The 26983-nt window shown below is 39.2% G+C and carries 26 protein-coding genes; 4 read left to right on the top strand and 22 right to left on the bottom strand.

Annotation, left to right across the window (positions count from 1 at the left end; all coding sequences use genetic code 11):
• Positions 1-81: 81 nt before the first annotated feature.
• Positions 82-1425 carry a dGTP triphosphohydrolase gene (gene dgt, locus BLR37_RS05880; RefSeq protein ID WP_090765830.1) on the bottom strand — a complete coding sequence of 448 codons (1344 nt, stop codon included), beginning with the start codon at positions 1423-1425 and terminating at the stop codon, positions 82-84.
• 137 nt (positions 1426-1562) lie between these two features.
• On the opposite strand from dgt, the gene BLR37_RS05875 reads away from it, so the two are divergent.
• Positions 1563-2210 (top strand): hypothetical protein, encoded by a 648-nt coding sequence (locus tag BLR37_RS05875; protein ID WP_090765827.1) that lies wholly within the window; start codon positions 1563-1565, stop codon positions 2208-2210.
• Positions 2211-2299: 89 nt separating this feature from the next.
• On the opposite strand, the gene BLR37_RS05870 is transcribed toward BLR37_RS05875, so the two are convergent.
• Entirely contained in the window at positions 2300-3070 is a 771-nt protein-coding gene (locus tag BLR37_RS05870) for an SDR family NAD(P)-dependent oxidoreductase (RefSeq protein WP_090765824.1), read from the bottom strand.
• A gap of 17 nt (positions 3071-3087) precedes the next feature.
• A complete protein-coding gene (locus BLR37_RS05865) occupies positions 3088-5697 on the bottom strand; it encodes an MGH1-like glycoside hydrolase domain-containing protein (RefSeq protein WP_090765822.1) in 2610 nt (869 codons plus the stop codon).
• Positions 5698-5849: 152 nt separating this feature from the next.
• Between BLR37_RS05865 and BLR37_RS05860 the strand changes: the two genes are divergently transcribed.
• Both BLR37_RS05860 and BLR37_RS05855 read left to right on the top strand, forming a co-directional pair.
• The gene (locus tag BLR37_RS05860) at positions 5850-6230 is read left to right on the top strand and encodes a hypothetical protein (protein ID WP_143009543.1); all 381 of its coding nucleotides are present in this window, start codon (positions 5850-5852) and stop codon (positions 6228-6230) included.
• A gap of 11 nt (positions 6231-6241) precedes the next feature.
• The gene (locus BLR37_RS05855; RefSeq protein WP_039475258.1) at positions 6242-6436 is read left to right on the top strand and encodes a hypothetical protein; all 195 of its coding nucleotides are present in this window, start codon (positions 6242-6244) and stop codon (positions 6434-6436) included.
• Between the two features lie 315 nt (positions 6437-6751).
• Here the strand turns inward: BLR37_RS05855 and BLR37_RS05850 are convergent, their stop codons facing one another.
• The 5 genes from BLR37_RS05850 to rpsL form a co-directional block, all read right to left on the bottom strand.
• The gene (locus BLR37_RS05850; RefSeq protein ID WP_143009542.1) at positions 6752-7045 is read right to left on the bottom strand and encodes a hypothetical protein; all 294 of its coding nucleotides are present in this window, start codon (positions 7043-7045) and stop codon (positions 6752-6754) included.
• 48 nt (positions 7046-7093) lie between these two features.
• Entirely contained in the window at positions 7094-7399 is a 306-nt protein-coding gene (gene rpsJ / locus BLR37_RS05845; protein ID WP_008244591.1) for a 30S ribosomal protein S10, read from the bottom strand.
• A 141-nt stretch (positions 7400-7540) separates the two neighbouring features.
• Complete coding sequence (fusA, locus tag BLR37_RS05840; protein ID WP_090765813.1) at positions 7541-9655, bottom strand: elongation factor G; 2115 nt, start codon at positions 9653-9655, stop codon at positions 7541-7543.
• A gap of 129 nt (positions 9656-9784) precedes the next feature.
• Complete coding sequence (rpsG, locus tag BLR37_RS05835; protein WP_025145241.1) at positions 9785-10252, bottom strand: 30S ribosomal protein S7; 468 nt, start codon at positions 10250-10252, stop codon at positions 9785-9787.
• Positions 10253-10269: 17 nt separating this feature from the next.
• Positions 10270-10683 carry a 30S ribosomal protein S12 gene (gene rpsL / locus BLR37_RS05830; protein WP_008244597.1) on the bottom strand — a complete coding sequence of 138 codons (414 nt, stop codon included), beginning with the start codon at positions 10681-10683 and terminating at the stop codon, positions 10270-10272.
• A 336-nt stretch (positions 10684-11019) separates the two neighbouring features.
• Here rpsL and BLR37_RS05825 point away from each other — a divergent pair, with 336 nt between their 5' ends.
• Positions 11020-11958, top strand: a complete 939-nt coding sequence (locus BLR37_RS05825; protein ID WP_090765810.1) for a DUF6438 domain-containing protein — start codon at positions 11020-11022, stop codon at positions 11956-11958.
• Here the strand turns inward: BLR37_RS05825 and BLR37_RS05820 are convergent.
• From BLR37_RS05820 to BLR37_RS05760, 14 genes are all read right to left on the bottom strand, one after another.
• The gene (locus tag BLR37_RS05820) at positions 11942-12397 is read right to left on the bottom strand and encodes a hypothetical protein (RefSeq protein ID WP_090765807.1); all 456 of its coding nucleotides are present in this window, start codon (positions 12395-12397) and stop codon (positions 11942-11944) included. The two genes, BLR37_RS05825 and BLR37_RS05820, sit on opposite strands and share 17 nt — an antisense overlap.
• Before the next feature lie 40 nt (positions 12398-12437).
• Positions 12438-13838, bottom strand: a complete 1401-nt coding sequence (locus tag BLR37_RS05815; protein ID WP_090766544.1) for an aryl-sulfate sulfotransferase — start codon at positions 13836-13838, stop codon at positions 12438-12440.
• 101 nt (positions 13839-13939) lie between these two features.
• Entirely contained in the window at positions 13940-15457 is a 1518-nt protein-coding gene (locus tag BLR37_RS05810) for a RagB/SusD family nutrient uptake outer membrane protein (protein WP_090765805.1), read from the bottom strand.
• Positions 15458-15493: 36 nt separating this feature from the next.
• On the bottom strand, positions 15494-18469 hold the full coding sequence (locus BLR37_RS05805) for a SusC/RagA family TonB-linked outer membrane protein (RefSeq protein WP_208599607.1): 2976 nt from the start codon (positions 18467-18469) through the stop codon (positions 15494-15496).
• 317 nt (positions 18470-18786) lie between these two features.
• Complete coding sequence (cysC, locus tag BLR37_RS05800) at positions 18787-19362, bottom strand: adenylyl-sulfate kinase (protein WP_090765799.1); 576 nt, start codon at positions 19360-19362, stop codon at positions 18787-18789.
• A 25-nt stretch (positions 19363-19387) separates the two neighbouring features.
• Positions 19388-20161 carry a 3'(2'),5'-bisphosphate nucleotidase CysQ gene (cysQ, locus tag BLR37_RS05795; RefSeq protein ID WP_208599606.1) on the bottom strand — a complete coding sequence of 258 codons (774 nt, stop codon included), beginning with the start codon at positions 20159-20161 and terminating at the stop codon, positions 19388-19390.
• Positions 20151-21182 (bottom strand): sulfotransferase family protein, encoded by a 1032-nt coding sequence (locus BLR37_RS05790; protein WP_090765797.1) that lies wholly within the window; start codon positions 21180-21182, stop codon positions 20151-20153. The genes cysQ and BLR37_RS05790 overlap by 11 nt, the downstream gene beginning before the upstream one ends.
• Positions 21179-22411, bottom strand: coding sequence for a chromate efflux transporter (gene chrA / locus BLR37_RS05785; protein ID WP_090765794.1), 1233 nt, complete (start codon positions 22409-22411; stop codon positions 21179-21181). Before chrA ends, BLR37_RS05790 begins: the two co-directional genes overlap by 4 nt.
• Positions 22412-22846: 435 nt before the next feature.
• Complete coding sequence (locus tag BLR37_RS25290) at positions 22847-23017, bottom strand: hypothetical protein (RefSeq protein ID WP_167356557.1); 171 nt, start codon at positions 23015-23017, stop codon at positions 22847-22849.
• Positions 23018-23095: 78 nt separating this feature from the next.
• Positions 23096-23494: an MmpS family transport accessory protein gene (locus BLR37_RS05780; protein WP_167356556.1), complete on the bottom strand. Its 399-nt coding sequence runs from the start codon at positions 23492-23494 to the stop codon at positions 23096-23098.
• 98 nt (positions 23495-23592) lie between these two features.
• Positions 23593-23811 (bottom strand): VF530 family protein, encoded by a 219-nt coding sequence (locus tag BLR37_RS05775; RefSeq protein WP_090765787.1) that lies wholly within the window; start codon positions 23809-23811, stop codon positions 23593-23595.
• Between the two features lie 20 nt (positions 23812-23831).
• Positions 23832-24443 (bottom strand): class I SAM-dependent methyltransferase, encoded by a 612-nt coding sequence (locus tag BLR37_RS05770; protein ID WP_090765784.1) that lies wholly within the window; start codon positions 24441-24443, stop codon positions 23832-23834.
• Between the two features lie 3 nt (positions 24444-24446).
• Positions 24447-24854 carry a RidA family protein gene (locus tag BLR37_RS05765; protein ID WP_090765782.1) on the bottom strand — a complete coding sequence of 136 codons (408 nt, stop codon included), beginning with the start codon at positions 24852-24854 and terminating at the stop codon, positions 24447-24449.
• A 116-nt stretch (positions 24855-24970) separates the two neighbouring features.
• Complete coding sequence (locus BLR37_RS05760) at positions 24971-26950, bottom strand: M1 family metallopeptidase (protein ID WP_167356555.1); 1980 nt, start codon at positions 26948-26950, stop codon at positions 24971-24973.
• Positions 26951-26983: the final 33 nt, after the last annotated feature.

The raw sequence follows: 26983 nt of genomic DNA, 5'->3' as shown, positions 1-26983 counted from the left end.
ATTTATAGCGCAAAAACAGAAGAAAAAACGCCCCTAATAGAGGTTCAGGCTATAATTATATATCCCTGAAATTATTGGCAATTAAGTTTCTGACGGAAAAGATATGCCTTTAATATTGCGGTACAAATCGACCGCGTATAAATCTGTCATGCCCGAAACGAAATCGAGCACACTTTGAATAATCGAATAAATATCAGTTAAATCGGTATGGTATTGTTTAGGGATAAGCTTAACCAGCTTTTTATAGTAATGCGTATTGTTATGAATCAATGCAGGAACAAACTCTTCCAATAAGCCAGCCATAATTTTATAACCAGCAACTTCTTTTTGTATTACTGATGAGAAATTATAAATCCGCTCTACCGAAACCTTTTCAACTGCTTTCCAGGCCGACAAATAAGGCTCAGGAATCATATCGGTTAAACTCTGATTCAATTCACCTTTCAACAACCTTTCCTGCTCATTAAAAAATATACCCGCACATAAGTTGGTTAATGTATTGATCGCTTTAGCCCGCAATAAACCAATTTTAGCATCATCATCTTCGTAATCATTTTTCAGGCGATCTTCGATGGTTGTTGAATTGGCAAATGGCAATAGATAATTTTTCACTTCCTCATACGAAAGGATTTTTAAGCGGTGCGCATCTTCCAAATCGATGATGCTGTAACAAATATCATCAGCGGCTTCTACCAGATAAACCAATGGGTGGCGTTTGTAGATAAGATACTCATTATCTTCCTGTGCCAGCTGAAGTTCTGCAGCAATCTTTTTAAAACTTTCTTCTTCCGATTGAAAGAAACCATATTTTTTTCGATGCAACAAACCTTTTTGCTTACCAGCAATAGAGGCGCATGGATATTTGGCTATAGAGGCCAAAGTAGAATAGGTAAGCGCATAAGCATCATTCCCTTTCCCTTTGAGCGGGTGGGTAAGAATGCGGATGGCATTGGCGTTACCTTCAAAATTAATCAAATCGTGCCATTGCGCTTCGCTCATTTCATTCTGGTAAACCCTACCATCGCCATCGGTAAAATAGCGCGAAATTGCTGCTTCGCCTGAATGGCCAAATGCCGGGTTGCCCAAATCGTGGGCTAAAGCTGCCGCGGCCACAATATTGCCTACCTCGTTAATTAACGGAACTTCTTTAATCAGGCTGGGGTTATGCTCTTCAACACTGTTGAGGAAAATATTGGCCATAGAGCGGGCTACACTGGCTACTTCTAAACTGTGGGTTAAACGGTTGTGCACAAAAACACTTCCGGGCAAGGGAAAAACCTGGGTTTTATTCTGCAATCTTCTAAAAGGCGATGAAAAAATCAGGCGGTCGTAGTCGCGCTGAAAATCTGAACGTGCCCGATCGGTGCTTGCACCATACTGTTCCTGTCCAAACCTTTTATTCGAAAGTAAATATTTCCACTCCATTTATCTCTTAAACCTTTAAATTTTGGCGCAAGTTAAACAAAAACACTAAAAGGGTTAAGCATAAAATTTGAAGTAAAATTTATATTACAATTATTAAAAGATTATCTATATTCGGCTCAAATTAAACAAACAAAATAATGAAGAGAATCTTTTTAACGCTCGCTATCTTATGCTGCTTTACTATTTTAACAAAAGCACAATTTGAAGGCTCGAAGCAAATTTTTGAAAGTCCGAAACTAAAGGAAACGATCAAAGCACAAAAAATTGTAGCCATTTTACCTTTCGAGGTAAAAATATCCTACAGAAAGCAACCAAAAAACTTTAGTGCAGAGGCTAATAAAAGCCAGGAAGAGTCGATGGCAAAATCGATCCAATCCAGTATGTATACTTTTTTATTAAGAAGGGCATCCGATTATACTGTTTCATTTCAAGATGTTGATAAAACAAACATTTTATTGAAAAAGGCCGGTGTACTTGGAAAGTTAGATGAAACAACTAAAGATGAATTAGCCAAGATACTTGGTGTAGATGCCGTAATTGGCGGTCGCTTTGAAACAGAACAAAGCAAGTCTGAAGCGGGAGCAATTGCTTCTGCAGTTTTATTTGGTGGTTTTGGGGGGAAATCTGGTTCAGGAACAATGTTCTTAACCATAAACAATGGTGCTGATGGCGAGCTACTTTGGCGTTTCTTTAAAACTATGGATGACAATATCATGAGTTCTACCGATGATATGATTGAACGAATGATGCGGAAAATATCTAGAAACTTTCCTTATAAAAGTTAAACAGAAGGCAGATAGGAATATCTGCCTTTTTTATGTCAAGATAATTGTAAGTGCTTTACTCTTCTCTTCTGATACGTTTGCAGTATCCGCTACTGTTCCTCATAGTGATAAGTCAGTCCGCCATCCACAAAATAAGTAGAACCAGTAACATATTTCGCATCATCAGAAGCCAAAAAAGCCACGATACCGGCTACATCTTCGGGCGTACCCAGTTTTTTCATTGGAATATTCTCCAGTAACTTCCCTAATTTTTCCTCATCATTGAGCAACGATTTATTAATTGGTGTAGCAATGGCACCTGGTGCTACATTGTTTACCCTGATATTGAAGGGAGCCAGCTCTGTAGCCAAATTACGGGTTAGCATTTTCAACGCTCCTTTACTGGCGCAATAAGGTGCAAAATGCGGAAAAACAATTTCCTCATGCACTGAGCTCATGTTTACCACAACACCAGCTACCTTATTGGCGATGCAATGTTTAACAAAAGCCTGGGTACCGAAAAATACTCCTTTCAAATTGGTATCCATCACGAGATCAAAATCAGTTTCAGTAACCTCCCAAAAGTTGTGGTTCTTTTCAACCCCGGCATTGTTTACCAAAATATCGAGCCTGCTATAGGTTTGGATCGCCTGCGTAATCAGATGGTTTACCCCCATCACCTGACTGATATCTGCTTCTACAAAGGCAGCCCGCCTGCCCATTTGCTCAATAGCAGCAATCAGCTTTTCGCCACGTTCATCCAGTTTTCTTCCATTTAAAATCATATCGGCGCCCTCACTTGCCAAACGCAAAGCGCATGCTGCGCCAATTCCCTGACTACTACCGGTAACCAGTGCTACTTTATCTTTAAATCTTTCCATTATTTATGGTTAACTGACTATAAAAGGGCTACTAAGGCTGTCCAACCGGTTTGGTGACTGGCTCCTAAACCTGTTCCATTATCGCCATTGAAATACTCGTAAAACAAAACATAATCTCTAAAGTGTTCATCGTGGTTAAACTTTGCACACGCACCAAAAACAGGTCTTTCTCCTTTTTCGTTTTTTAAAAAGATATTTTTTAGACGTTTCCCCAACAAATCAGCTATTTCGGCGAGCGAAAAATAGTTATTGGAACCTGTAGGGTATTCTACCCTAAAATCGTCGGTATAGTATTCATGAAAATGCTTTAAAGCTTCAATCAGCAGATAATTAATCGGAAACCAAATCGGTCCCCGCCAGTTACTGTTGCCCCCAAACATTCCGGTATCGCTTTCAGCTGGAATATATTTAACGGAATAATCGTTACCGTTTAACCAGTAATTATAAGGCTCGGCTTCATATTTCTTAGAAATAGAACGCACCCCAAAATCAGACAGAAACTCAGTGGTATCGAGCATCCTACGCAATAACATTTTCATGCGGTGACCGCGTAACAGAGAGAACAAATGCTTATCGTTACCACTTTTATCGGCCCAATGGCTTACCAGCTGAACCAAATCCGGCCGTTGTTGCATAAACGTTTCTAGCCTGTTTTTAAGTTTGGGCAAATCTTTCCAATCCTGATCACTAAAAACGATTACGGCGAACATCGGGATCAATCCTACCAATGTCCTGATTCGCAACCTATCCCAACCTCCATCAGGTTTTCTTAATAAATCATAGTAAAAACCATCCTGCTCATCCCACAGCCCGATATGGTGTTCGCCCATATTATCGATCGAGCCTGCAATAAACAGGAAGTGCTCAGAAAACTTAATGGCCATATCTTCGTAAACAGGATTATGCAACGCCAGTTCGATACTTATCTGCAACATATTTAAAGCATACATGGCCATCCAGCTGGTACCATCAGCCTGCTCTAAAAATCCACCTCCAGGTACCGGTTCGCTCCGGTTAAATACGCCTATGTTATCCAAACCAAGAAAACCGCCTTCGAAAATATTATTGCCCTCGCTATCCTTTTGGTTTACCCACCAGGTAAAATTAAGCAGCAGCTTCTGAAAAACTTCTTCAAGAAATTTCAGATCACCAACACCTTTGTTCTTTTTATCGGTAAGGTAAACCTTATAGGTGGCCATGGCATGTACCGGCGGATTGGTATCCGTAAAATCCCATTCGTAAGCTGGCAACTGCCCGTTGGGGTGGATGTAGTTATTGTTTACCAGTAACCGGAGTTGCTGTTTGGCAAAATCGGGATCGATAGGTGCCAGTGCAATACAATGAAAGGCGAGATCCCAGGCGGCAAACCAGGGATATTCCCATTTATCGGGCATGAGAATAATATCGGCTGCCATAAAATGACTCCAGTGAAAGTTGCGCCCACAAGCCCGCTGTGCTGATGGTTTGGGTAAACCGGCATCCCCCTTTAGCCAGACATTTACATCGTAGTTATAATACTGCTTATTCCAAAGCAGGCCAGCCCAGGCCTGGCGTTGTAACTGCTGCTCCTCAACGCTACTCTTGTCTTTATACTTACCTGCATAAAACTCATCTGCTTCATTTTTTCGTAATTCAAAAATCCGGTCAAAATCTCCAAAGGGTTTTTCAATTGGCTTATCACACAACCTTAACTTAAAAGTAATACTTTGCTTTGCAGATACCTTTTTGTGGTAATGCACCGCCACCTTAGTTCCACTTTTAGTGGGATTTACTTTATCTTTTTCTCCGTTAACAATGTAATTATGGATACCATCTTTTACATAGGGTGAAGCATTGGCTGACTGATACAGGCGCTCATTATTGGTTTCGTTATTGGTGAATAGAAAATCAGGATCACCATCAACATAAGCATACATTTTCCCTTCCTTATCGGAATGAAAAAGCAGTTGATTTTCGCCAAGGTAATTGATAGTGGGCTTAGCTTCACTTCCTTCCCAACTCCAATTGTTACGGTACCAGAAATGGGGTAACAGGTGAATTTCGGCATCTTCGTTACCGCGATTAATAACCGTATATTGTATTAAAATATCTTCTCCCTCATTTTTCGCGTAACTGATAAATACATCGAAATATTTGTCCTGATCAAAAATGCCGGTATCCATCAATTCAAATTCTGCTTCGTTCCGGCTACGTCTGGCATTTTCTTCCACAAGCCGGGCATAAGGAAAAGCAGATTGCGGATATTTATACAACATTTGCATATAGCTATGCGTTGGTGTATTATCCAGATAATAATAAACCTCCTTTACATCTTCACCGTGATTTCCTTCGCCATTATTGAGTCCAAAAAGCCGCTCTTTCAAAATGGCATCTTTACCGTTCCAAAGGGCCAGCCCTAAACATAACAGTTGCTGATCATCGCTTATGGCAGCAAGCCCCTCTTCGCCCCATCTAAAAGCCTTACTCCGGGCCGTATCGTGTGTGGTATATGCCCAGGCATCGCCATTATTGCTGTAATCTTCGCGTATGGTTCCCCATTGCCTTTCTGATACATATGAACCCCATTTAAGCCACTTTGCACCTTGCTGGTATTGTGCGTTGATTCTTTTTTGTTCGGCATTTGCCATAGCGATGTTTTAATTAGGTAAACAATTTACAGGAGTTAAATATCAAATATTTAATGCATTTAAATATTAAATTTATGTCAGCAAAACACCAACAAAAATCAAACCTTTTACCTGATGGAGGGTTTTATATACACATATTTAATGTTAAGATTATGAAAACCAGCATCTATAATAAAGCAGAGCACCTGGAAGGTTATATTGGCAAGGAAGGTAATAGTGAAGAGAAATCGGAGGTACAGAAAGCTTACGAGGCCGGAAATGAGGGCAATGAGGTAACCAGCTTTGGCAGAGACACGATTGCCAAATACAACGCCGAAACCATGCACCTGGATAAAACAACACCGCGTGATGGTTTGGATAACACCGGCACGCAAGGTGCTGATTCTTTAAGCGACGATGCCTACAATAGTGCCGACAAGCACCCTACCCTAAAAAGTGCCGAAAGCCATACGGGCAGTTCGTCTGATGATTTTAAAACAAAAACGGGCATTAATGAATCCGATGAGGATCATGCGCTTGACACAGGAATATAAAGCATATAGCCATGGGATTATTAAAATACGCCATTTTAGGCGCGGCAGCAATTTACGGATTTAAATATGCTACCAGAAAAAGAAGTTCAGACGGCAAATCGATGGTAGATGATTTTAAGGTGAAAGCCACTCAATATCTCGACGATGTCAATGATTTTGGAGAAAGAATAAGACATGATTACAGACAAACCAGTGATCTATACTGACAAAATTTGAAATTTTACAGACACAAAAAATTGATATAAATCAAGATATTTATCTGATAGAGCTTGTAAATTCATCAGCTGTTTATGAAATTTGCAAGGCTATAGGATTCGCGACTAAGATTAACTAAACGATCATTAACAACTAAAATTTAAGGGCATTTGCTACTTGATTAACGCATTCAGTTGTGGAATTCTACTTAATTTCCATCTACCGGAAAAGCATTAAAGATTTAAAAGGGATTATTCTTTATGGATATTCCCTTTTTAATTTAAGTCCACTCAATATTGCATCAATATCTGTTAATAAGGTCTTCATTATTTTACGCCTTTGCTCTGATTACTTCTGCTACTGTTATCCACATCATCTTTATCAGAACCATTGTTTACTCTATGCTGAGGTGGATTTTCCATCCTGCTTTTTTCAAGCTCAGAAAAATCACCACCTTTTTGATTAGCCACTTCACCATGTGATGGCTGTTTTTTATTTACCTCTTTATCCGGATTGGCAAAATCCTGCCCAATTACTGATGGTTCGTTCTCTGTTTTTACTTGCTTTTTCATATCAATAGAACCAACGAAATATCCCTTTTGTTCTAAAAATACGGGCATAAAAAAAGTCCTGGTTTGCACCAGGACTTTCCGTTCTTTTAAAATCAATTAAACTTTGATTTCAACTTCAACACCGCTAGGTAATTCAAGTTTCATTAAAGCATCAACTGTTTTAGAGTTAGAGCTATAAATATCCAATAAACGTTTGTAAGCGCATAATTGGAATTGCTCTCTAGCTTTTTTGTTTACGTGTGGAGAACGTAATACAGTAAAGATTTTTTTCTCTGTAGGAAGTGGAATCGGACCACTTACAACTGCACCCGTAGGCTTAACAGTTTTTACGATTTTCTCAGCAGATTTATCTACTAAGTTGTAATCGTAAGATTTTAATTTAATTCTGATTCTTTGGCTCATCTTGTTTTTAATTATGGTTTCCTGTTAGAGCTATTAACAACAGAAACCGGATTTATCTTAGCGTGATTTCACCGATTTAAAGCATTACACCGATTCAAATATCGATCGGTGTAATCTTTTTAATCTGTGTAATCCTTTATACTAGTCTTCAGATTTAATTCTGCCTTTAGATTTAGCAACAACTTCGTCCTGAACGTTTTTAGGCGCTGGCTCGTAGTGGTCAAATTCCATTGTAGAAGTTGCACGACCTGAAGTGATGGTACGTAACTGAGTTACATAACCGAACATTTCTGAAAGTGGTACCAATGCTTTGATTACCTGTGCACCGTTACGGGTATCCATACCTTGTAACTGGCCACGACGACGGTTCATATCACCGATTACATCACCCATGTTTTCTTCAGGGGTTAAGATCTCGATTTTCATGATTGGTTCCATCAATGAAGGTCTACATTTAGGTAAAGCCTCACGGTATGCCATACGGGCAGCAAGCTCGAATGATAAAGCATCTGAATCGACTGCATGGAATGAACCATCAATCAAACGTACTTTCATATCAGGAAGCGGATAACCAGCCAATACACCATTTGCCATTGCAGATGCAAAACCTTTCTCAACTGAAGGGATAAATTCACGAGGAATAGCACCACCAACAATTTCGTTTACGAATTGTAAACCACCTTTTTCAAAGTCAGCATCAATTGGAGAGATAACCACTTTGATATCGGCAAATTTACCACGACCACCTGATTGTTTTTTGTAAACTTCGCGGTGTTCTGCAGTACCGAAGATTGCCTCTTTGTATGCTACTTGTGGCGCACCCTGGTTAACCTCTACTTTAAACTCACGTTTTAAACGGTCAATTAAGATATCTAAGTGAAGCTCACCCATACCAGAAATTACAGTCTGACCAGTTTCCTGATCTGTTTGTACTCTGAATGTAGGATCTTCTTCAGCTAATTTAGATAAACCCATACCTAATTTATCAACGTCAGCCTGAGTTTTAGGCTCAATAGCTAAACCGATAACCGGATCAGGGAATACCATCGACTCAAGAACGATTGGGTGTTTCTCATCACAAAGGGTATCACCAGTTTTGATATCTTTAAATCCAACTACAGCAGCAATATCACCAGCAGCCACATTAGGCACAGGGTTTTGCTTGTTTGCGTGCATTTGGAAGATACGTGAAATACGCTCTTTACTTTCTGAACGGGTATTGTAAATGTAAGAACCAGCTTCTAAGTTACCCGAGTAAACACGGATAAAGCATAAACGGCCTACAAATGGGTCAGTTGCAATTTTAAATGCTAAAGCTGCAAATGGCTCATCAATACTTGGTTTCAATAAAACTTCTTCGTTAGTATCAGGGTTAGTACCAGTAACACCTTCTGAATCTAAAGGTGAAGGCAATAACTCCATTACGTAATCCAACATGGTTTGAACACCTTTGTTTTTGAAAGATGAACCACAAACCATAGGAACAATTTTAGCATCTAAAACAGCTGCACGTAAAGCGTCTAAAACTTCACGCTCAGTGATGGTTTCAGGAGCATCGAAGAATTTCTCCATTAGAGACTCATCATAATCAGCAACTGATTCTAATAATTTCTCTCTCCACTCAGCAACCTCATCTAACATATCATCAGGAATTGGCACTTCAGTAAAGGTCATACCTTTATCGTGCTCGTTCCAAACGATACCACGGTTGTTGATCAAATCAACCACACCTTTAAACTGATCTTCAGCACCGATAGGTAATTGCAATGGAACTGCATTACTACCTAACATGTCTTTAACCTGCTTAACAACTTTTAAGAAGTCAGCACCAGAACGGTCCATTTTGTTAACAAAACCGATACGGGCAACATTATAGTTGTTAGCTAAACGCCAGTTAGTTTCTGATTGAGGCTCAACACCATCAACAGCAGAAAACAAGAACACTAAACCATCTAATACACGTAACGAGCGGTTTACCTCTACGGTAAAATCCACGTGTCCCGGTGTATCGATAATGTTCATGTGATAGTTCTGGTTTCTGTATTTCCAGTTAACTGTAGTTGCAGCAGAAGTAATGGTAATACCACGCTCTTGCTCTTGTGCCATCCAGTCCATTGTTGCAGCACCTTCGTGCACTTCACCAATTTTATGACTTACACCAGCATAATAAAGGATACGCTCAGTTGTGGTAGTTTTACCAGCATCAATGTGAGCCGCGATTCCAATATTTCTTGTAAATTTTAAATCTCTTGCCATGTTATGTTTTTGATTTATCTGATTTTAAATGATTGCACCGATTATGTAGAAACAAATCGGTGCAAATTATCTAATCAGTATAATCTTCTAATTAAATCTGTGTAATCTTACTAGTCTGTTAATCCTAAATTAGAATCTGAAGTGAGAGAACGCTTTGTTAGCCTCAGCCATTTTGTGCGTATCTTCTTTCTTCTTAACAGCAGCACCTTCACCTTTAGCAGCAGCTACGATTTCACCAGCTAATTTCTCTTTCATGGTTTTTTCACCACGACGACGAGCGTATAAAATTAACCATTTCATACCTAAAGCTGTTTTACGCTCTGGCCTAACCTCAGTTGGAACCTGGAAGTTAGCACCACCAACACGACGAGATTTAACCTCTACAGCTGGCATAATGTTAGTTAATGCACGTTTGAATACCTCTAAACCGTTTTCACCTGCTTTTTTCTCAGCAATTTCAACAGCATCGTAAAAGATTGAGTAAGCGATAGATTTTTTTCCATCGTACATCATGTTGTTTACAAAACGAGTTACCTGAACATCATTGAATTTTGGATCAGGAAGAATAATTCTCTTTTTTGGTTTTGACTTTCTCATTTCTTATTTCCTCCCGATTATTTCTTTTTACCTTTTGTTGGCGCCGCAGCTACTTGTCCTGGTTTAGGACGTTTAGTACCATATTTAGAACGACGTTGGTTACGACCAGCTACACCTGATGTATCTAATGCACCACGGATGATGTGGTAACGTACACCTGGTAAATCTTTAACACGACCACCACGGATCAATACGATTGAGTGCTCCTGTAAGTTGTGACCTTCTCCAGGGATGTAAGCATTCACCTCTTTACCGTTCGTTAAACGAACACGGGCTACTTTACGCATTGCTGAGTTTGGTTTTTTAGGGGTAGTGGTGTACACACGTGTACATACACCTCTTCGCTGTGGACAGCTGTCCAACGCTGGAGACTTACTCTTGAACTCCAGTGCTACTCTACCTTTTCTAACTAATTGTTGAATGGTTGGCATTGTGCTTTTTTATGTTTTTTTATTAAAAATTTACCGCTCCCCCGGCTTCTTTACAGATAGCCCATAAAACGGACTGCAAAAGTAGAACAATTCTTTTTAAAAATCAAGGGGTTAGCGTAAAAAGTTTTCAGTGGGCAATTGCCAGTTTTCAGTTGGAGATTAAGGAGTTGCGGGCCGGTTTGCGGTTTTAAGTTTTCAATTATCAGTTTTCCCGATTAATTCACATCAGACAATCGTCATGGCGTGCAGAGATGAACGTTTTTTTACTTTGTAAAAGATGTATGCAGTTTCTTTAAAAACACATTGCTAAAATGTAAATTCGAAAAAACGATTAACATGAATAATTACGCTCGTATACCATTAATTATCCTTTTATTTTTTAGCACTCATGCATTTTCAAATAAAATCGATTCGCTTAAAACCGACCAGGATGTTGAACGATTTCTTAAGCAAATAAATAAAGACTTTGCCAAAGACACTAATTTCAGCATACAAACAACAGAACAGCTTGCCAAAAACCTGGATTGTGAAGGGATTTTCCAAAAATGGAGGATGAAAAACTGGGAAAAAGTTGATATAACCAATGATGGCCTTACAGATTTAATATTTATTGGCTCTTGGAGTGGTTATTTTTCAGCTGCAGTAGTAGATATTGGCAGTAACAATTTTAAGTTTTACAGTTTTTCTAAAAATACTTTCGAAAATTGTGAGTTTGTAAAACCCACACGAATTGCTTCAAGAAATCACCTTAAAATATTTCGTAAAACGAATGAACCGGATAAAGCAAATAACCAACCATTCCAATATAAAAGCTTATTGGTTTTTGATACGTTGACTTTTAAGTTTAATGATTTTATTGAATTTAATGCACATGAGGCTAAAAAGGATGAAATCGAAGCGATTGAAATTAACACCAGTTATTGCTTTGGAACATGCCCGTCTTTTAATTTAAAGCTTGTTAAAAGCGGAATGGCTTATTATGAGGGCATTGGCTACACCAAACAAACGGGCAAATCAACAAAAAAATTATCTCCCGATACTTTTAATGAGCTAGCCGCCTTAGCCAATTATATCAATATTAAAAGCTTAAAAAATGACTACGCAGTAAACTGGACCGACGATCAGACAGCTACATTAAAAATTACATTTAAAGACAAATCAACAAAAGTTATTAAGGATTATGGTATGCAGGGAACTTTCGGCTTAAGCGCTATCTACTCCAAAATGATGACACTTGGTATTAACTGGCCAACATTACTCAATTACAATCCTTAAAACCATCTTTCAACAACTTTAATCTGGCTACCGCAGCCTCGAGTTCTTTAGGTGCTTTACCATACTCGTAGGTAATTTTATACTGTTTACCATCGGCATTAATCGCAATCCACTCGGCACCTCCATCTGCACAATCGGGGCAGCCAATGGTCTCGGGCAGGGCAGCAATTTTTTCCATGTTCAGTTCGTTTTTTATGGCGTTCACATCTGCTTCAGAAATGGTTTTGCTACAGGTTTTGGTATCGGTGGCCTGGCCGTTTTTTGATTTGGAAAAGGTGAGTTTCAAATCGCTGATGAACAGATTATTGGAACAATAGCCCACGCACATTCCAAATGAGGTACCGTAACTGATACTATTGAGATTATTAATCCGGTCTTTTTTGCATCCTGCAAAAGATAAAATGGCGCTGAAAGTGATTAAGAGTAAAGTTCTTTTCATAGGCTTAAAATGAGTTGGTTTGTTTATTTTGTTGTTGGTATCAGGGTTTTAAAACGGGGCTTAGCTGTTCCGAATTTACAAAAATTGCCCTGTAAGCAGGCACCGATGCTTCTAAAGTCCACAGCAACACACCTTTTCTATTGGTTAATACCATAATGTGCCTTTTTGAACTGCAGCAGAGTATATTTTCAGGGGTAATCATATAAGCACTCCCCATACGGTCGTTATAAATCTGAGGGGGTAATTTAATGTGCATATCCAATGCTGCACTTTTGGCCGGTTGGTTTAATTTAAAAGTATACACTCCCGATTGGTGTTTATCTATCCCATTATCAAAAAACATTAAATTGCCTTCGGCATTAATGTGTACGGCATGTGCCTGAGAAAAACTGGCTTCGGCAGGCATGGTCATATCCCCTCCTTTGCCAAACTTCCAGATTACCTTACCCGTTTTCGAATCGATTTTCCAGATCTGCCCATTGTTATAGAAAGAAATGATATAATTGCCATCTGTATCGTAATTTAAGCTGTTGGCATGCATCCAGTCTTTTTTGGTTTTGAGCAATGCTTTATCAGCAAATGGATCAAGGGCATCAAATACACTCCATTTCCAGATTTGTTTTCCTTTTTGATCCATCACCATAATGCCATCACCGTTTATGGTATCCTGTTTACTTCCTCCAATACGGCTTAAATCGGTTATCTTCTGATCAATAAACAAGGTTACCAGCTCGCCTTTGGTATTTTTCAAAATTTCGTGGTGGATGGTCTGTTTAAAATCGGCTTGTCCTTTTTTCAGGTGCAAAAGTGTATCACCATTGAGGTTAATTTCCAAAATCTGGCTACCATAACTTGTAGGCTCGTCATTACTTCCGAGAATAGAGAGCAAGGTTTTATCTTTATTAAAATTGATGACTTTGAAACCCACATTATCAACCTGGTGATACCACCTTAGCCTCCCTTTATAATCAACCAGATAAGCCATCCCCGGCGAATACCTTTTATTGATGAGGATTAATCCGTTTTTAAATTCCTTTGGAATCAACTTATCATCGGCACTTTTGGCTTTAAACTGGTCTTTTAACCACTCCGGTAGTTCGCGCGATTCGAATGTATAGGTTTTACTGGTTGTTTCAACGCCCTTATTTACCGTAATTACCTGATAGGCATAGCTGGTTTTGGGCAAAATATTGCACAATACCAATGTGTGTTTACTTTTCCCTTTCGACAGGGTTGTAACGAGTTTGGCAGAATCGGCAATTTTGTTGGGCCAGTATTTGATATAAACATCAGCGTCCGAACCGGTATTTACATCAATCTGGATTTTCAATTCATTGTTGTTGTGGAGGCCAACTTTAATTTCTTTAATACCGGCTTTTTCCGAGCATCCTGAAAGGGCCAGCACCAGTAAAAATACTACCGATTTTAAAATATACTTCATAAACTTCTGATCATTAAAGATATGTGGGATATTGCTTATAAACAAAAAAGAATACATAGTAAAAACTATATATTCCTTTTTGTAATCATAAAAATATGAAATTATTGTCTGCCCGAGTTATTTAAATTCGGGTTAATATTTACCTGGTTTAAAGGGTACGGGAAATACTGATCGCGCGGCATAACTACCGTTGGGGTTTGGTTAATGCGTTTTAAATACCCGTTTACAATGCTTTCATATTTACCAAAGCGCATTAAATCTGCCCTTCTTTTGCCTTCATAAAATAATTCCCAGCCACGTTCCTGCAAAAGCGCATCTTTTAATGTGGTTTGGTTATAGTTGGCTGCAACCAGCAATTTAGCATGCGATCTACCTTTTACCTGGTTAATCAGGTCGATACACTCGGCGTTTGGACCACTTAATTCATTAATGGCCTCTGCTCTGCTTAGCAATACATCGGCATAGCGCAAAATATTTACACTATGGCCATCGTAATAGGTATTTGCACCGTTCGGGTCTGCATATTTTGCGGTGGCCACATCCTGCATATAAAAAGTACCTGCAGGGGGTGTGGCGCCAAGCGTTGGTGCTTGTTTGTATACCAATTTATCAACACCGGTATACTCAGCAAAAAAGAGTTTTTTTCTATCATCTGCTGCGTCGAAGCTATTATAAAAATCCCAGGTTACCGCATAATATTGCCATCTATCGGTTAAAACCGGGTGATTTGATGGACCAAAATGGTTCAATAGTTCAGTCCCGTTTACATTGGCATCGCTTAATACCGAGAAAATATTTTCAGCACACCATTTGTTACTTTCGGCAAAAAGCCCTGCATAACTAGGATAAAGCGAGTAAATATTTAAATCCATCACCTGTTTGGTAACATCTACCACTTTTTGCCATTGGTGCTGGCGCAAATATAATTTAGCCAATAAAGTAAGGGCTGCACCTTTTGTAGCTCTTCCGGCATCATTAGTTGAATATATTGGGTTGTTTGCATAACTAGCAGGTAAGGTATTGGCTGCTGCCTGCAAGTCGTTAATCAAAAACGCTTCTATCTGATCAAGTGGTGTTAGCGTTGCATTTTTGGTATAATCAGGATTTACCAAATCTTTTTCTGTTGCCAGAATTACAGGCCCCCAGGCATCTGTTAAATCCATGTAGGCAACTGCCCTTAAAAATTTGATTTCTGCCAGGAACTGATCTTTTTCTGCCTGCGAAAGGCTGGTCATGGGGCTGATATTGAAAATTGCATTATTCGCATTCGAAATCAGTTTGTAAATCTGCCTCCAATCTTCAGCAATTAAACCATTTGCCGAATTCCATTGAACATTAGATAGTTGGCCAGGGTCGCCGCCATAACTACAGTGCCCTACATCGGTAGTTAAATCTGTTAATGCAAAGTGTCTAACTGTCCAGTAATCAAAATTGTCGCCAACTGAAGGGCCTTTTAAGCGGGCATAAACTGCATTTACTGCAGCAATGGCATCCGATTTTGTTTTAAAGGCATTGGTACTGGTTAAACTGCTATATACTACAGGATCCAGATCCTTTTTACAAGAATACTGCAAAAGTACAATTGCAGCTATGGCTATAATAATCTTATATCTTTTCATCTCTTTATCTTTATTATTCCTAATGGATAGAAATTATTAATTGATGGTTAATTTTACACCTGCCGAAAATGTTCTGAAAGCCGGGAATGCGTTAAAATCTATCCCGCCGCCAAAGTTGCTACCTGAGTGCGAGTTTACTTCCGGATCGGTTCCGGTATAATTGGTAATGGTAAATAAATTCTGTCCTTCGGCATATACCCGCAAGCCTTTTATCACCTTTATGCGATCGAAAATTTTAGCTGGTAAGCTATAACCAAGAGAAACAGATTTTAACCTTACATATGATGCATTTTCTACGAAACGTGAGTTAACATAACTACCATAGGTACTTAAAAAGTATCCTTCACGTGGAATATCTGTATTTTCGTTAACACCAGCCACAAACCTGTTCAAAGCATCGGCACCAGTGGTCGATTCCAATACCAATCTGTTCATGTTATATAAAGAATAACCAAAAGCACCCTGGAAGAAAATATTCAGATCGAAACCTTTATAATGGAAATCGTTACCTAAACCCATACTGTAACGGGGGCTCGAATTACCTAAAAAGGTCATATCATCCGGTGTAATTTTTCCATCGCCATTCGTATCCTGGTATTTCGGATCGCCTGGCTTAGAATTTGGTTGTGGGGCATAAGTTTCTCCGGTTTTAATTACGCCTGTGTAAACATATCCAAAAAGCTCTCCAAGCTCTCTGCCTGGCATTACCCTCGAAAATTCACGCCCTGATACCGTACCACTTGGATTTGCTGTATTTACTGAGATTTGGTTTATTGGACCTAACGATAATACTTTTTGTCTGTTTAGCGAAATATTAAAGTTAGAATTCCAGGTAAAGTTATCAGTTCGGATATTTACGGTATTGATTAACAATTCAACTCCCCTATTCTGGATCGAACCTGCATTTACTAATTGAGAGCTAAATCCCCAGTATTGTTCGATTGGGATATTGATTAATAAATCGGATGTCTTTTTTGCATACAAATCGATAGTGGCATTTAAACGTCCGTCAAAGAAACCCATATCCAAACCAATGTTAAACTGTTTGGTACTTTCCCATTTTAGATTTGGGTTTGCTAAGGTTTTAGGCTCTGTTCCAATTTGTAATGGATCGCCAGGGTTAAGTACCGTACTGTAATTGGTAAAAGTAGGTAAATACAAATAGTTCGTAATCCTGTCATTACCGGTAACACCATAACTGGCGCGCAATTTTAAGTTAGAAAAAGTATTTAAGTTCTTGATAAATTCCTCATCAGTAAATTTATAGGCAATAGCACCTGATGGGAAAATACCATAACTGTTATTAGGTCCGAATTTCGATGAACCATCTCTTCTTAAGGTAAAGGAAGCTAACAACTTGTCTTTATAACCGTAGTTTAACCTGGCATACATTGAGTTAAAGGTAGACTGCTCCTTAAAGCTATTGTAGCCATTACCCAAATTGGTTATGGTAACGTTAGTTCCGTTTGGTGTTGAACCCGCGCCAAGATTGTAGAATAAAAATTCGTCGGTTGGAAAACCTTTACTACCGGCAGCGATAAATTCGTTCACATCTTTTTGGTTTGAAACCCCTGCTAAGGCAGTAAAATCATGACTACCGAAGTTAAATTTATAGGTTAAATAATTTTCTACCAGCCACCTAAATGTGGTTGAGGCTTTTTGAGCGGCAATTCCATTATTTACTGCACCTGCGGTTAATGTTCTTGGAATGTACTGTCCTTCGTTAAGGTTGGTGTACTCAGCACCTGCCCCTAAGTGATAGGTTAGTCCTTTAATAATCTGGTAATCCAAAGAAACATTGGCATTAGCCAGTTTATTGGTACTGGTATTGGTTGGCTCCAGCAAACTTGCCAGTGCATTGTTTTTACCCTGATAACGGAAATAGCTTCCATCAGCATTATATACCGGGATATTAGGCAATGCGGTTAATAAACCAAACAATGGTGCGGTAATATCGGCAGAGTAAGATTGTTGTAATACTTTAGCAGTAGAACCGTAAAAGTTACCAGCTAATTTTAAACGCTCATTAAGGTTCTTTTCTGCACCAATTCTTGCTGTATATTTTTCTAGTCCGGTTCCTTTTAAAACTCCTTTTTGGTTAAGGTAGTTACCCGATACATATAATTTTGAATTCTGATCGCCACTGCTAATGCTTAAACTTCTGTTGTGTACCGAAGCGTTTTGCGTAGCTTCTTCCATCCAGTTGGTATTTGCGATATTGAAAGATGGTGGGAATAATACTGGTTTGCCATCTTCAAGCGCTGTAGCATTCTGAATGGCAGTATACTGCTGACCATTTAATAAAGCGGGTTTATAGGTTAAAAACTGGTTACCATTAGATAAATCCAAATCGATAGCTACCCTGCCGGCTTTACCCTTTTTAGTTGTAATTAAAACAACACCATTTCCGCCCCTGGCACCATAAATAGCTGCAGAAGAAGCATCCTTTAAAATCTGGATATCCTCAATGTCATTCGGGTTAATCGTACTTCCGTTATCAGAGATAAAACCATCTACTACATACAACGGACTGTTGGTGGTATTGATAGAGTTACCTCCCCTTACGGTAATTTGCATACCTGCGCCCGGTGCAAAACTGGTTTGCTGTACCTGAACACCCGCTGCCTTACCCTGAATGGCCTGCCCGATATTGGATGTAGTACCACCTAAGTTCAGGTCGTCACTCTTAATAGAACTGATAGAGCCGGTTAAATCTGTTTTACGCTGGGTACCATAACCTACAACTACAACTTCGTTCAGTTTATTTAAGTCTTCTTCCAGGTTTACATTCACCACGTTAGAAACACCAACTGTAACCTTTTGTGTTTTATACCCTACTAAGGTGAAATTTAAAACACGTAACTTTCCTTTTAAGGTTAAGGTAAACTTACCGTTCGCATCAACCGAGGTGCCATTCTTCACATCGGTTTCGGTTACCGAGGCTCCGACCGCCGGCAAACCTTTTTCGTCTTTTACCGTACCCGTTACTACAGTTTGGGCACTAACAGCCACGGGAATGAGCAAAAACAAACAACAATAAATATTTTTTAAGAGTGCGTTAAAAAGATTGCGTCTTCTTATAGGAATCCTCTCCCTATAATGAGCTGTGGTTCTGTAAATTTTAGTCATGATGATTCGTTTGATAGTTGATAGCAGGCAAAAAGCAACGACTCTTGCTTCTTGCTTATATAATATTAGTCATTAAACAATTCACTTGTACAGCAAAACACTGCGCAATCGATTGACTAATCGGACTTAACGCCGGAAACGATCAAAAATGAATGAAGAAATGGAGATATTTTAAGCGGCTACCAGCAAATGGCAAAATCTTAGCTACTAGATTTAAGCTGATGACTAATTGCACTAAACAGCCTGTTTGTGCTTTGGGTAGCGTTTTCAGTATTGGTTTTGATAACCAGATTGGCATGGGTTGAAGGCTCGAATTTTGCACTTACTCCCGTAAAATTGGTTATTAAATTTTGATTGGCATCCCTGTATAAACCTTTAACATCCCTTTCCTGGCAGATATTCAGCGGACAGTCAATAAAAACCTCAAAATAGCGGTCACCAATGATTTCTGCAGCTAAGGTTCTTTGAGTCTGCAACGGAGTAATAAAGGAGCAAATGGTAATGATATTATTGTTCAACATCAGTTTGGCTATTTCTGCAGCCCTCCTGATATTTTCTGTACGATCTTGCTCACTAAAGCCCAAATCTTTATTGATACCTTCTCTCAATGCATCTCCATCAAGCGCAACCGAAAAATAACCTTCTGCTTTCAATTGCTCCCCCAACAGGTTAGAAATGGTTGTTTTTCCTGAACCAGAAAGGCCGAATAACCAAATCACCAGTCCGTTTTGAGCAGAAATAGAAGATGGAAGATTAGGCATTGTTTGTTGTGGCATGAAATAGAGATGTTAGCTTTTAAAATTAATCAACTTTACATAAAAAGCCTTCATTTAACAGCGACTCTTTATTGTACAACATGGGCTTTCCGGATAAGGTAGTAATGCTGCAGCCACTGAACAAAATAATGGCATGACCTGCAGCTGTATCCCACTCCATTGTAGGGCCTGTTCTTAAATAAATTTGCGCCTTGCCTTCTGCCAAAAGGCAAAATTTTAACGAGCTACCCACAGCAATAGCGTTTGTAACCGGGTATTGACTAAGGATTTCCTTTTCCTTCCCATCGGCATGCGAACGGCTTACCGCGGCTGTCCACGAAGAAGTATTTACAGCCTTAATTTGCTGCGGTGCTTCTCCTGGCAATTGTTTCCAGCTACCGATGGTTTCGCTACCGTAATATAATTTTCCTTGTACAGGCACGTAAATCACACCCAAAACAGGCGTTTCCGCTTTAATAAGTGCAATATTTACAGTAAACTCGCCATTCTTTTTAATAAACTCCTTTGTTCCATCAAGCGGATCGACACACCAGAAATAATTGTAATCTTTCCGGTCCTCATAGGCTATACTTTTTCCTTCTTCGGATATGATTGGAATTGCCGGATATAGTTTTTTCAGCCCTGCACAAATGATATCGTTTGCCATTTTATCGGCAATGGTTAAAGGCGATGCATCACTTTTGGTTTCTACTTCAAAACCTTCTTCGCGGTTATACACCGTTAATATTGCCTCGCCAGCAGCCACAGCAATATCCAAAATTGCCTGGATATCGATACTTTCACTAATATTACTTTGCATCGAGCACTATTTTTGAGTTTTTAATCCGTTTTAATATTTCAAGCTGTGGATTTCGCTTATCCAAATCCGATTGGCGGGCATTATCCATAAACTGCTGTTTCATTTGGGCATTTTCGCTATTGAAAAGCGAAATATCCGCTTCAGGAATATATTGCCCCTCCACTGAAGGATTTACCAAAGTATAGCCAAGTGCTGTTAAAGTTTGCTGGTTGATTAGCTCAAATATATTGATTTCTTCGGCACTAAGTTCTTTTAAAAACTTGCGGGTATTGTCTTTAATGATGGGTTTAGCTAAATTCTCCCACATTTCGCCTGCATTGGCTGTAGCCAGCGATTCTTTTGAGTGGTGAAAATCTAGCATACTTTCAAAATACTCAATCTCTAGAAAATGGCATAACTTTTTGATCACCTCTTCAGGGTTGGCAATCAGTTCTTCGTAATTCAAGGCAAAAAAACGTTCAGGCTCAATTTGCTTTGACAGCTCAATACAAGCTGTTTGGTCTTTAAACCACTGTTGAGCCAAATGGTATATATGCTTTTCGCCAACGATGGCTTTTTTAAAAGATAAAGCTACATCGCGCCCATCACGGTATAAATAGATGTATTTAAGTTTGGGCGAATACTTTTCCAGCTCGCTGGCATAGTGTACGTTAGCCATACTTTTGCAACACCAATATTTCGCTTTCTTTGTACGGGCTACAGATTCGTACACCAGACGGTTAATTTCAAATAAACTCTGCTCTTTCGAGTTTTCGTAAATCCAGACTTTATCCAGCTCAACCCCATCCCAAGGTACGGGATTGGCATTTACATAGTCTACCACATCGCTAACCAGCTCCAGGTATCTTTCAGCTGTTAAGGGAGCGTATAAATTTAATAAGGGTACAAAAGTAACCAAAATGTGAGGCGGGTGTGGCGAAGCAATTTCGTCCGATTGATCTAAAATCACCCTCAACAGATTAGAGCCTGAGCGTTGCGTACCAATTATCTGGATGCCATGTGGACTGGAAATGTTGTTCATGAAATAAAAGTGTTTAAAATGCCGAAAAGGATTGCGCCCAATATTAAATATACCGGACTCAATTTATATTTAAAACTTAGCACAAATGCAATTAGTGCTGTAGCACCAACTAAAATGGTGCGGGGTTGCATTAATAATATTTTAAAGGCAGAAGAAATAATGAGGCCGATTACGACTACTTTAATGCCTCCAATCATGCTTTTAATTAAGGGATGGTCTTTTGTACGGTTAAAGATTTTAGCAACCGTAATCATGAGTGCTGCTGCTGGCAGAAACATGCAACAGGTGGCCAGCAAGGCGCCCGAAAAGCCGGCCAGTTTATAACCGATAAAAGTAGAGCTAACTAAAATAGGCCCGGGTGTAACCTGACTAAAAGCAATGGCATCTATAAACTGTTTGGTATTTAACCAGTTTAAATCTTTAACAAATAGAGATTGCATAATTGGCACAATAACGTACCCTCCCCCAAACAAAGAGATACTGATCCCAGAAAAAACCGTCGTAATTTTTAAAAAAATATTAGGATAATTTTTAAAAAAGTTACTTACAAACAATACCTGATTAACCAATAAAACAACAAGGATGGATAAAGAAACCGGGCTTAACTGCAGTTTGTATTTTACTTTAGGGCTACCTAAAATTGCTTTGTAATTATTCTTTTCTCTATCTATTAATAAACCGCCCATGGCTCCAACCAGCATTAAAAAGATGGTTAAAATATAACTTCCGGCAAATAAATCGAGTACAATGGCTAACAAGAAAAGCGCTATTTTACTATAATTGAATGCTATTTCTTTTCGAAACAACTGCAAGCCGGTAGAAAAAATAATGATGCCTATGGTAGCGCCAACATACTGCATTACCGAAGTCCATTCTATTTTAAAACCATTTGAAAAGTAAACATAAGCCAGGCACAGGATGAGCAGGCAGGCAGGTAACAGCACCGCAAACATGCTCGTTATGGCACCCCATTTACCTTTAAGTGTATAACCAATGTTGGCCACAACATTTACCGCCATTGGCCCTGGCATAAAAGAAGCCACGGTTACGCTATCCAAAACCAGTTCGTTATCGATACTTTTATCCTGATCTACCATAATGGTCTGGATTAAAGATACCAACGCCATGTGCCCACCAAAGCTTACACAACCAATTTTAAAAAAGGTAAAAAAGAGGTACCTCAGCGTTATTGCTTCCTTAGTTAAACCTCCCTGCACCGATAGCTCCATATTTTGATTTATTTAAGGTTTAACCTGATATTCTTTTTCTATAAGATGATAAATAACAGCAGTTAGTTTGGGATAGCCTGCATTTTCTAATAACCTAATTTATAGATTTTGGAGGAGATAAAAGCGCTAAAACTTTACGCAAACGTTTGATTAAAAATCTATTTTTTATAAAATTATCAATCCTGCTTAAATAGCTGAATAAGGCATATGTAAATCAATAAATTGACGAATTTTCCGTGTATTTTTATCTTTCGTTTTTAAAACTGATTTATGATACAAAATGGCAAAATTGGTTAAGTTGAAATGCGAAACAAACGTTTGCGTTAAATCCTTTCCATTTGTACCATAAAACAACTTAAGATCAACAACTTATACTTAATATAAATCCGGCCTGTAACAAAAAAGTCTTTCAGGTTACCTGAAAGACTTTCTATTTTAAGCTTTTGCTGCTGCTTTTTTGTGTTTTTTGTGATGATGATGTTTATAGCCTTTTTTGGTCTGTGTTTTTTCAGTTCCTGTTTTGGCTGGTGTGGTGGTTTGTGCGCTTACGGTATTAATGGTAAAAGCGGCTACTAATGCGATTACTAAAACTTTAATTGCTTTCATGTCTATTTAATTTAAAGATGAATAAACCTTGTTATTTTGTTTATTAAATCTCTAAAATCAATATGAAGATTTGATGAACTAAGGCAAATCGAAAGCAAGCATATAACTTAACCTTTTTCCGGTTTGGATGTATTCGGCTACCACTTTTCCATCAACCAGGATTTTGTATGTTGCCCGCGATTTTGTTTTCGCTTTAGCCAGTGTTTTAAGTTCTACATGGGTGCCTGCCTTTAGCGTTACCTGCTTTTCCCATTCACCACTAATATTTTCTAATTTACTTTGCTTACCACTTTCATCGGTATAAGCAACGTCGGCTTTTAAGTTTTCCTCAAAACCGACCTGATACGTTACGGTATAATTTTCTTTAGGGGTTACATCTATCTTTCCTTTCGATTTGGAATAAACAGTTGTCATAGTCGAAAAGGCGCAGCTACTTAAAGCAAGTATCAGCAAAAAACAATAGGCAATATTTTTCATAGGATAAGGTTTAGAAAAAGATGACGGACATTTTAGCGGAAAGGTTGCAAGGTGACGTGAATTATTTAGTGATATTAAAATCATTCAAAATGCAATCACTAATGAAAAGTATCCAGATACAAATCTTCTACCTTTTTACGTGCCCAAGGCATTCTTCTTAAAAATTTTAAGCTCGATTTGATGCTTTGGTTGTTATTAAAACAATCAATTCTGATTAGTGTTCCCAGTTTTTCCCATCCGTAATGCATCTGAAGATCGGTTACAATTTTCTCTAAGGTAATACCATGCAGGGGATTGTTCTTTTGCTGTTCGGCCATGTTGCAAAGTTAAAGCAAAATTATTGAGGTTTATACTTTGCCATCCAAACATTTGCGCCACCACAATCGGGATCGTTTACCCGGTGTTTTAACACCACAAAATGATTGCTTTCGAGCAGTGCACGATATTCTTCAGTAGCTAACGAAGCATGGAACAGGTTCTCGCCACCGTTCATGCCCCAGGCTTCGCCCCTTTCGGTGCCCGAGGTGAATAATAAAATACCCCCAGGATTAAGGTGATTGCCAAAAATTTCGAACATGGCGGGCTGATCTTCTGCTGGTAGATGGAAGAAGCTATGCCAGGCAATAAGCACATCAAATTTTTCGCCGAGTTGCATTTGGCGCATATCTAAAAGCATTAACCGGGCATCGGGAAAATTATTCCTTGCCAGTTCGATCATTTTTTCGCTCCCATCGATACCCACAGCACGAATATTGTGGGTAATGAAATATTCCAATATCGGTTTTCCATTACCGCAGCCTACATCCAGCATGCTGGCATTTGGCGGGAGCTGTTCAATAATCGCATCCAGATAAACACGTTCTACCGAATCGGCATAGCGGTTTTCGGCGAACCAATCACCTATTTTATTGTAAACCTGATAAACGTTTTTGCGTTCTCCCTTTTCCATCCTTTAGCCTATTGCGGTTGTATCAATTTCAATCAGCATGCCGGGTAAAGCCAAACGTTGCACCGGAATAAGCGTATTTACTGGAAACTTTAAGTCGGGCCAGATTTTAGTCGATTCTTCGATCAGTATCTGGTGTTTTTCTTCGTCGTAATCGACCACCAGCGTAGTTAACTTCGCAATATTTTCCATTTTTAAGCCTTTGCTAGCCAAAGCAATGGCGATATTTTCGAACACAATGGCCACCTGTGTGCTAAAATCGGCGCTTAAAATACCATCGGTTCTGCTCCCTCCCTGACCGGCAACAAATACCAGCTGGCTCCAGGCAGGAACTGCGGCAACATGCGAATAACCATGTGGACGTGGATCATAAATCCCTTCGGGATTGCTTATTTCTAATAGTGGATTACTCATGACATCTAATTTATTGCTAAACTAAGTGATATGGAAGATTAAACCGTCGGTACTTTGCAATAAAAAAAGCCTCCCGATCCTGGAGATCGGGAGGCTTCCTGCTTGATAGCAATTTCTTAATTACCTGTGGCTGTCCAGGTATTGTTATCAGGGTTCGAATCTGGTAATACTTTATTAGGATCTAAAGTTACCGATTCTATTTCTTCGGTTGTTGGGTAACGTACCAACCAGCTGGTATTTTTCATCCAAACATCAACAGGTACTTTTACGATATCTGTTTTACCGCTTTTGGTTTTAATCTGCAGAATAATCGGCATTGGCATTTTCTCCAGGTTTACTACTTTAATGTTATAGCCAGCTAGTTTATCGTCTTTTTTAACGGCTTCAACACTTGCAATTCCCTGATCCATTTTCCAGCTGTTTAACCACCAGCTTCTCCAGAACCAGGCCAGGTCTTCGCCTGCCCCGTTTTCCATCGAGCGGAAAAAATCGAATGGCGTTGGGTGTTTAAATGCCCAGTTTTTAATGTACTGGCGGAAAGCATAATCGAAACGGTCTTCGCCTAAAATCTGGTTTCTTAAAATATCTAATCCCCAGCCTGGTTTGCTATAAAGGTTAACACCAATATTACGTTCGGCCATTCCATCAGGCATTTGCATAATATTTTCGAAAGCCGGATTGCCGATCACAGCTTTACCAATTCTGTTCATATCAGTTGGTGCACTGGCGTACTCCCCGTGGTTAAAGTTGCTTTTTGAGATCCCATTGATGAAAGTATTGAAACCTTCATCCATCCAGCCATATTTACGTTCGTTCGAACCTACAATCATCGGGAACCAGGTATGGCCAAATTCGTGATCAATTACGCCCCACGCACTTCCTTTTTTGGCAGTCCAGCCGCAAAATACAATACCCGGATATTCCATACCACCAATATTGGTTGCTACGTTAACCGCCATTGGATATGGATATTCGAACCATTTTGACGAATAGTGCTCGATTGTAGATTTTACATACTCTACACCACGGCCATAGCTATCAACACCATTACTTTCTACCGGCTGCGCCGAAACGGCCAAACCTGTTTTACCACTTGGCAGTTTATACCTTGCCGCATCTAAAACAAAAGCTTTTGATGAAGCCCAGGCCGCATCGCGGGCATTTAAAATTTTAAATTTCCAGGTTAATTTATCTTTCGCCGGACGGGATGCCGGATCGGTAACCTCGGCTTCTGTACGAATATGCACCGTAGCATCGCTGGTTTTAGCAGCATTCCATCTTTGCAATTGTGTTGGGGTAAAAACTTCGGCAGGGTTTAACAATTCGCCAGATCCCATAACAATGTGACTTGCCGGAGCAGTAATAGCGAAATTGATATCACCGTACTCGCAGTAAAACTCACCTCCGCCCCAATAAGGCAAAGTATTCCAGCCAATTACATCATCATACACAGACATACGTGGAAACCATTGTGCAATGGCAAAAATCTCCCCGTTTTTAGTAGTTAAATGCCCGGTTCTGTCCGATCCTTCTTTGGGTACGATATACGAATAATCCATTTTAATGGTAATGATATCGCCATTTGGAGCCATTGGCTGATCTAAACGGATTTGCATACGGGTATCTTCTACCAATGAAGTAAATTTTACCGCAGCAGCTTTTTGCGATACACTGATGTTCTGGATTTTATATCCGCCATCAAACTTTTCGCCCTGGGCACCATAACGGCTACGTGCAGGGGTTACTGCATAACCACGCGAGGTTTCTTTAAAGGTATTCTGGTCTAACTGCAACCATAAGTAAGGCAATTTATCTGGACTGTTATTTTTATAGGTGATGGTTACCGTTCCGCTAACCATGTTTTTGGTATCATCAAGGTTAGCTGTAATGTTATAATCTACACGGTTTTGCCAGTACTTAGGTCCTGGTGCGCCAATGGCAGAACGGAATTCATTTCCATTTTGGGTATAAAATAGTGGTCCAAATGCCTCAGCCGGATTATAATTGCTGGTTGGTGCAGGTGTAGTAGCCTGTTGGGCAGATGCTGAAAACGCAAAAGCACAACAAACCATACAAAAAGTAAATAGTTTAGTCATATTCATGATATAATAAGGTTGTATTGTGGAGGT

Source organism: Pedobacter soli (assembly GCF_900101435.1).
Lineage (GTDB): Bacteria > Bacteroidota > Bacteroidia > Sphingobacteriales > Sphingobacteriaceae > Pedobacter > Pedobacter soli.
This window is presented reverse-complemented; position numbering and strand designations above follow the sequence as displayed.

Excerpts from the sequence above, each read along its gene's own strand:
- dgt (WP_090765830.1), bottom strand. The coding sequence starts at position 1,425 with ATGGAGTGGAAATATTTACTTTCGAATAAAAGGTTTGGACAGGAACAG.
- BLR37_RS05875 (WP_090765827.1), top strand. The coding sequence starts at position 1,563 with ATGAAGAGAATCTTTTTAACGCTCGCTATCTTATGCTGCTTTACTATT.
- BLR37_RS05870 (WP_090765824.1), bottom strand. The coding sequence starts at position 3,070 with ATGGAAAGATTTAAAGATAAAGTAGCACTGGTTACCGGTAGTAGTCAG.
- BLR37_RS05865 (WP_090765822.1), bottom strand. The coding sequence starts at position 5,697 with ATGGCAAATGCCGAACAAAAAAGAATCAACGCACAATACCAGCAAGGT.
- BLR37_RS05860 (WP_143009543.1), top strand. The coding sequence starts at position 5,850 with ATGAAAACCAGCATCTATAATAAAGCAGAGCACCTGGAAGGTTATATT.
- BLR37_RS05855 (WP_039475258.1), top strand. The coding sequence starts at position 6,242 with ATGGGATTATTAAAATACGCCATTTTAGGCGCGGCAGCAATTTACGGA.
- BLR37_RS05850 (WP_143009542.1), bottom strand. The coding sequence starts at position 7,045 with ATGCCCGTATTTTTAGAACAAAAGGGATATTTCGTTGGTTCTATTGAT.
- rpsJ (WP_008244591.1), bottom strand. The coding sequence starts at position 7,399 with ATGAGCCAAAGAATCAGAATTAAATTAAAATCTTACGATTACAACTTA.
- fusA (WP_090765813.1), bottom strand. The coding sequence starts at position 9,655 with ATGGCAAGAGATTTAAAATTTACAAGAAATATTGGAATCGCGGCTCAC.
- rpsG (WP_025145241.1), bottom strand. The coding sequence starts at position 10,252 with ATGAGAAAGTCAAAACCAAAAAAGAGAATTATTCTTCCTGATCCAAAA.
- rpsL (WP_008244597.1), bottom strand. The coding sequence starts at position 10,683 with ATGCCAACCATTCAACAATTAGTTAGAAAAGGTAGAGTAGCACTGGAG.
- BLR37_RS05825 (WP_090765810.1), top strand. The coding sequence starts at position 11,020 with ATGAATAATTACGCTCGTATACCATTAATTATCCTTTTATTTTTTAGC.
- BLR37_RS05820 (WP_090765807.1), bottom strand. The coding sequence starts at position 12,397 with ATGAAAAGAACTTTACTCTTAATCACTTTCAGCGCCATTTTATCTTTT.
- BLR37_RS05815 (WP_090766544.1), bottom strand. The coding sequence starts at position 13,838 with ATGAAGTATATTTTAAAATCGGTAGTATTTTTACTGGTGCTGGCCCTT.
- BLR37_RS05810 (WP_090765805.1), bottom strand. The coding sequence starts at position 15,457 with ATGAAAAGATATAAGATTATTATAGCCATAGCTGCAATTGTACTTTTG.
- cysC (WP_090765799.1), bottom strand. The coding sequence starts at position 19,362 with ATGCCACAACAAACAATGCCTAATCTTCCATCTTCTATTTCTGCTCAA.
- cysQ (WP_208599606.1), bottom strand. The coding sequence starts at position 20,161 with ATGCAAAGTAATATTAGTGAAAGTATCGATATCCAGGCAATTTTGGAT.
- BLR37_RS05790 (WP_090765797.1), bottom strand. The coding sequence starts at position 21,182 with ATGAACAACATTTCCAGTCCACATGGCATCCAGATAATTGGTACGCAA.
- chrA (WP_090765794.1), bottom strand. The coding sequence starts at position 22,411 with ATGGAGCTATCGGTGCAGGGAGGTTTAACTAAGGAAGCAATAACGCTG.
- BLR37_RS25290 (WP_167356557.1), bottom strand. The coding sequence starts at position 23,017 with ATGAAAGCAATTAAAGTTTTAGTAATCGCATTAGTAGCCGCTTTTACC.
- BLR37_RS05780 (WP_167356556.1), bottom strand. The coding sequence starts at position 23,494 with ATGAAAAATATTGCCTATTGTTTTTTGCTGATACTTGCTTTAAGTAGC.
- BLR37_RS05775 (WP_090765787.1), bottom strand. The coding sequence starts at position 23,811 with ATGGCCGAACAGCAAAAGAACAATCCCCTGCATGGTATTACCTTAGAG.
- BLR37_RS05770 (WP_090765784.1), bottom strand. The coding sequence starts at position 24,443 with ATGGAAAAGGGAGAACGCAAAAACGTTTATCAGGTTTACAATAAAATA.
- BLR37_RS05765 (WP_090765782.1), bottom strand. The coding sequence starts at position 24,854 with ATGAGTAATCCACTATTAGAAATAAGCAATCCCGAAGGGATTTATGAT.
- BLR37_RS05760 (WP_167356555.1), bottom strand. The coding sequence starts at position 26,950 with ATGACTAAACTATTTACTTTTTGTATGGTTTGTTGTGCTTTTGCGTTT.